The 6363-nt window shown below is 60.3% G+C and carries 2 protein-coding genes; both read right to left on the reverse strand.

Annotated elements, in window-relative coordinates; translation table 11 throughout:
- Window positions 1–47: 47 nt before the first annotated feature.
- The gene (locus G1C98_RS08215) at window positions 48–911 is read right to left on the reverse strand and encodes a YggS family pyridoxal phosphate-dependent enzyme (protein ID WP_169080734.1); all 864 of its coding nucleotides are present in this window, start codon (window positions 909–911) and stop codon (window positions 48–50) included.
- Window positions 912–2554: 1643 nt separating this feature from the next.
- A complete protein-coding gene (locus tag G1C98_RS08220) occupies window positions 2555–5176 on the reverse strand; it encodes an ATP-dependent Clp protease ATP-binding subunit (protein ID WP_169080735.1) in 2622 nt (873 codons plus the stop codon).
- Window positions 5177–6363 lie beyond the last annotated feature (1187 nt).

Consider the following 6363-nt stretch of genomic DNA (forward strand, 5'->3'; position numbering starts at 1 on the left):
CCTTTGCGCCGCGTGCCGTGCGTGCCTGTGCCATGCGCGTCATGCGGTCAGATGAACGCGCGTTCGCCGAAGATGCCGGTGCCCACGCGCACGATGGTCGCACCCTCCGCGATGGCCAGGTCCATATCGCCGGTCATGCCCATGGACAGTTCGTTGCAATGCTCGGTGCCGGGCGCGCCGGACGCCAGGATCTGATCGCGGGTCTTGCGCAGATGCGCGAAGCCGGCACGGATGGTGGCCTCGTCGCTCACATGGGCACCGATGGTCATCAGGCCCTGCAATTCCAAGCCTCCCATGTTGCCGATGCGCTGTGCCAGGTCGATGGCGTGGCTGGCCGGGCAACCGGACTTCGAGGCCTCACCGGATTCGTTGACCTCCAGCAGCACACCCACGGTGATGCCGCGCGTCACGGCCCTGCGTGCGATCTTTTCTGCCAGTTCGATGGAGTCCACGGATTCGATGGTGTCCACAAACGGCAGGATCTTGCCGATCTTGTTGGATTGCAGCTGGCCGATCAGATGGAACGGGATGGTGCCGTTCGCTGCCGAAGCCGCCGGAGCGGTGGCGTTGTTTGCAGCACCGTTTGCGCCGTTCTGGCCATCGCCGCCGACGCCGAGCGCGAACCCGCGTTCCGCCGCCAAACGCAGCAGTCCCGGAGCCTTGACCTGCACCTCCTGCGGGCGGTTCTCGCCGATCATACGGATGCCCGCATCAATCGCGGCCATGATCTCGCCCACATCGCGGGTCTTGGTTGCCGCCAGCAAGCGCACCGAACCGGCCTTGCGCCCGGCCTTCTCCTCTGCGGCCGCCACGCGATCCAGCACAGCGTGCACATTGCCTGCGATCTCGTCGGCGCGCGCCTTGTCGATCGTCTCGTTCGTCAGATCCTTGTGTTCCATATACGCCGTCATTACCATTCACCTACCGTTCGTCCGTATGCTCTACGGCATTACCTGTTACGGTATTACCCTTCTCGTGTTACCGGCCGCACGTTACCGACCATGCGTTGCTTGTCGTGCACGGTTCCGGTTGCGCGTTGCGTGTTACTCGCTGCGCGCTACCGGTTGCGTTACGTGTTGCACGGTTCCGGTTGCGCGCTGTCTGCTTCTACCGTATTACGTGCCGTGGTTCCTGCCAAGTTTTCGCTCGCTGAACATGCTTTCCCTGTGTTTGCGGTGCCAACTGTATTCGCGGTATCTACTGTATTTGCCGTGTTTACCACATTCGCCATGTTCGCCGTGTCTGTCTACTGGCCGTGTCTGTCTACTGTATTTGCCGCGTTCGCCGTATCCACCACCGCTACGGTTCCGACACTTTATCCGCGTCTGCCGCCATGGTTTCCAGTTTTGCCGCCCCGCCATTGCCTTTCCACAATCTCCAGTTTTTCCACCCCCGCCATCGCCGTTTCCGCAATCTCTGCGGGGTTGGTGACAACACATGCGGGATTCGTGACAACCTCCGCGGCGGGAATGACACCATATGTCATGTTCACCGCGGAAACCGTCACAAACCCCGCAGAAACAGTCACGGACCCCGCGGAAAACCGGGAATCGGCGGGCAAAACATCCAGTCGGGCTCACGGGGAAAGGAGCGGAAACCGGTAAGATGCTGCAACGGCCTGACGGCCCGGATATACTTCGCCCGAAGTGACAACAACACGAGGTGATCGTGACAACAACCGTGACCGCCGTAACAGAATCCGTCACCCCAGTCACAGTCATTGTCACCAAATCACAGGTATCGTCACCAAGTCACAGTTATCGCGATTTCGCCGGCACGACTGGATGTAATGGACGCGGGCCGACTGGGATGTGAAGGGCGCAGGCCGACTGGATGTAATGGACGCGGGGTTACTGGATGTTATGGACGCGGGATTGCGGTTGCGGCTAGCGCTCCTCCTGCAACAGAGAACTACTGCGACCAAAGTGACAACAACACGAGGTGATCGTGACAACAACCGTGACCGGCGTAACAGAATCCGTCACCCCAGTCACAGTCATCGTCACCAAATCACAGGTATCGCGATTCCGCCGGGCCGACTGGATGTAATGGACGCAGGCCGACTGGGATGCGAAGGGTGCAGGCTGACTGGATGTAATGGACGCGGGATTGCGGTTGCGGCTAGCGCTCCTCCTGCGACAGAGAACTACTGCGACCAAAGTGACAACAACACGAGGTGATCGTGACAACAACCGTGACCGGCGTAACAGAATCCGTCACCCCAGTCACAGTCATTGTCACCAAATCACAGGTATTACCGCCCAACCTCAGTTCCTGTCACCAAGTCACTCACCAAGTCACAGTTACGGCCGCCGCATCACGATTCCGCAGTCTTGCCCGTACCCGGCAAGCTGCCTGGCAGGTCGCGCTGCGGCAACAGGCAAACAAAAAGGGCCGAACGTGATGTTCGACCCCTTATGTCAACTATGTCAACGCTGTGCTGACGCTGCGGCAACGCTATATCAGCGCCGCATCAGCGAAGCTCGGCGAATCCGTCAGACCAGCTCCCGAATCAGACCCGGCCACAACGATTCGCGCGGCCTGCGCGGTCTGCTCAGGCTTCCGGTTGCGCCGGATTCTCGCCTTCAGCCGGCGCGCTCGAAGCGTCAGCCGGAGCATCGGCCGCAGCCGCGGCACCGTCACCAGCACCATCAGCCGCATCACCAGCCGCACCGGCATCGGTACCCTTATCGCCCTCAGCATCCGCAAACGGCACGCCTTCGAACGTGAAGTCGCCCAGCGGGCCTTCGCCCTCGGCATCGACCTTCACACGCTCGCCGTCGGTCAAATCGCCCATCAGGATCTTCTCGGAGATCGCATCCTCGATGTCGCGCTGAATCACACGGCGCAGCGGACGGGCACCCAGCAGCGGGTCGAAGCCCTTCTGCGCAAGCAGATCCTTGGCCGCATCGGTCAGTTCGAGCGACATGTGACGTTCGAACAGACGATCGTTGAGCTTCTTGACGTCGAGATCCACAATCTGGCGCACTTCCGGCTCGGTGAGCTGCTTGAACACGATGATGTCATCCAAACGGTTCAGGAACTCCGGGCGGAACTGCTGCTTGAGCTCCGAGGAGACCTGCTCCTTCATGCGCTGGTAGCTCGACTCGGTGTTCGCGCCCAGGCTGAAGCCGGTGTTCGCGGCCTTGGCGATGTCGCGCGTACCGAGGTTGGTGGTCAGGATGATGATGGTGTTCTTGAAGTCCACCTTGCGGCCCTGACCGTCGGTCAGGTGGCCGTCATCCAGCACCTGCAGCAGCGTGTTGAAGATGTCGGGGTGAGCCTTTTCGATCTCGTCGAACAGCACCACGGAGAACGGCTTGCGGCGCACCTTCTCGGTGAGCTCGCCGCCCTCTTCGTAACCCACGTACCCCGGAGGCGCACCGAACAGGCGCGACGCGGCGTACTTTTCGGAGAACTCGGACATATCCACGCGGATCAGCGCGTCCTCATCATCGAACAGGAATTCGGCGAGCGTCTTGGCAAGCTCGGTCTTACCCACGCCGGTCGGGCCTGCGAAGATGAACGAACCTGCCGGGCGCTTCGGGTCCTTCAGGCCGACGCGCGTACGACGAATGGAACGCGACAGTGCGGAAACCGCCTCATCCTGGCCAATGATGCGCTTGTGCAGCTCGGCTTCCATGTTGAGCAGCTTCTTGGACTCGGCCTGCGTGAGCTTCACGACCGGAATGCCCGTGGTAGAAGACACCACTTCGGCGATCACGTCCTCGTCCACGACCATCTTGACGTCGGATTCGCCCTCGTGCCAAGCCTTCTGCTTCTCCTTGAGCTCGGCCTGCAGCTTCTCCAGATCGTCGCGCATGGCGGCGGCCTTCTCGAAGTCCTGGTCCTTGACGGCCTGCTCCTTCTCGGCGCTCACCTTGGACACCTTGGCCTCAAGCTCCTTGAGCTCGGGCGGCGTGGTCAGGCGCTTGATGCGCAGACGCGCACCGGCCTCATCGATCAGGTCGATGGCCTTATCGGGCAGGCGACGGTCCTGAATGTAGCGGGACGACAGTTCGGCGGCGGCCTGGATGGCACCGTCGGTGATGGTCACGCGATGGTGGTTCTCGTACCGTTCGCGCAAGCCCTTCAGAATCTCGATGGTTTCGGCGATGGTCGGCTCGTGCACCTGGATCGGCTGGAAGCGACGTTCCAGCGCGGCGTCCTTTTCGATGTACTTGCGGTATTCGTCGGTGGTGGTGGCGCCGATGGTCTGGAGCTCACCACGAGCCAGCATCGGCTTAAGCATGTCGGAAGCACCCAGTGCGCCGTCCGCGGAACCCGCGCCCACGATGGTGTGGATCTCGTCGATGAACAGTACGATGTCGCCGCGCGTCTTGATCTCCTTGAGCACCTTCTTCAGGCGTTCCTCGAAGTCGCCACGGTAGCGCGAACCGGCCACCATGGAGCCGAGATCAAGCGAATACACCTGCTTGCCCTTCAGGGTCTCCGGCACATCGCCCGCGTTGATCTTCTCCGCAAGGCCTTCGACCACGGCTGTCTTGCCCACGCCGGGCTCGCCGATCAGCACCGGGTTGTTCTTCGTACGACGGCTCAGCACGACCATCACACGTTCGATCTCTTCCGTACGGCCGATCACCGGGTCCAGCTTGCCTGCGGCGGCTTCGGCGGTGAGGTTGCGGCCGAACTGGTCGAGGATGGCGGAACCGGACTTGTTGGACTTATCGGCCACGCCACCGGCGTTCGCCAGATCGCCCTTTTCCTCGCCGCCGGCGGCATTGCCGCGAATCATATCGATGGTGGTCGAGCGCAGTTCGCCCAGATTCACATCCATCTTGATGAGCACCTGCGTGCCCACGCCTTCGCCCTCGCGAATCAGGCCGAGCAGAATATGCTCCGTACCAATATAGCTGTGGCCGAGCTGCAGGGCCTCGCGCAGGCTGAGCTCCAGCACCTGCTTGGCGTGCGAGGTGAACGGAATGTGGCCGTTGGACGAGGCATTGCCCTTGCCGATCATCTCGATGACCTGCTTGCGGGTGGCCTCAAGCTCCACACCCTTGGAAGCGAGCGCCTTGGCGGCTACGCCTTCACCTTCGCGAATCAGGCCGAGCAACAGGTGTTCGGTGCCGATGTAGTTGTGCTGAAGGGACCGTGCCTCTTCCTGCGCCAACACAATCACGCGCCGTGCACGGTCTGTAAACCGTTCGAACATGCTTGTCCTTCCTCAAATTACACTGCGCCCCACTTTACCGATTCGCGGTGACGTTTGCGGTGATTTACCTCACTTTCCGCTCAGAACGTAGGCGAAATTCAGTGAATTTCAGTGAAATGCGGCGAAATCCGACGGAATCGTGCGATTGGGGGTTCTGAGGATGGCCTGAGAAGGGGATTGACGGGCTATGTGGCCTATGCATCCCGCCCACGATGCCTACAATCCCGACGTGTCTGCGCAGAGGTTGTCGCGTTCTTGTCGCACCTGTCGCAATTCCGTCGCGGATTGCTGCGCTCTGTAAAAATCACGACAAAATTCCGTCAATTTTGTCGCATTCCAGTCGCAACCGTCGTATTCCAGTCGCCCTTGTCGCAATCCAGTCGCAAACCGCCGTTCCCCGACACAATCACGACAGAATCCCGCCAATTCCGTCGCAACCCAGTCGCAAACCGTCGTATTCCAGTCGCCCTTGTCGCAATCCAGTCGCAAACCGCCGTTCCCCGACACAATCACGACAAAATTCCGTCAATTCTGTCGCATTCCAGTCGCCCTTGTCGCAATCCAGTCGCAAACCGCCGTTCCCCGACACAATCACGACAAATCCCGCCAATTCCGTCGCAACCCAGTCGCAAACCGTCGTATTCCAGTCACACTCGTCATAATCCCGTCACTGACCGACGTTCCTCGACACAATCACGACACAATCACGCCAATTCTGTCGCATTCCAGTCGCAACCGTCGCACACCCGTCGCAAAATCGATCTGCCCCGACAGAATCCCGCCAATTCTGTCGCGTTCCGTCACTTCTGTCGCAATCACGACGCAACCCCCGCATAATCCCGTCATAACCCATCGTTTCCGCCGCAAACTGTCGCAATCCCGAAGCGCTTCCGTCAAAAACCATCCACAGGTTGCCTCGTCCCCTGTAAAAACCGTTGTATCTCGCTTACGTGTGGCAGATATGCTCCTTCGCCCGTATCTATTTCGCTTACGTGTGGCAGATGCATCCGGGTACAACGGCCTGCGTCGTTGATATTTCAACGCCGATTCGCGGCATACCACCCGAAGGGTGCCACACGTAAGCGAGATACACCCCGCCGCTCCCCCGAATCTGCCACACGTAAGCGAAATACCCTCGAAGCACACCCCAAACGCATCCCCATACCCCTCGCACGCACCCCCAACAC

Origin of the sequence: Bifidobacterium erythrocebi, from assembly GCF_012932675.1 — a bacterium.
GTDB classification, from domain to species: Bacteria; Actinomycetota; Actinomycetes; order Actinomycetales; family Bifidobacteriaceae; genus Bifidobacterium; species Bifidobacterium erythrocebi.

Coding starts and splice junctions, on each gene's coding strand:
- G1C98_RS08220 (WP_169080735.1), bottom strand. CDS start 5,176: ATGTTCGAACGGTTTACAGACCGTGCACGGCGCGTGATTGTGTTGGCG.
- G1C98_RS08215 (WP_169080734.1), bottom strand. CDS start 911: ATGACGGCGTATATGGAACACAAGGATCTGACGAACGAGACGATCGAC.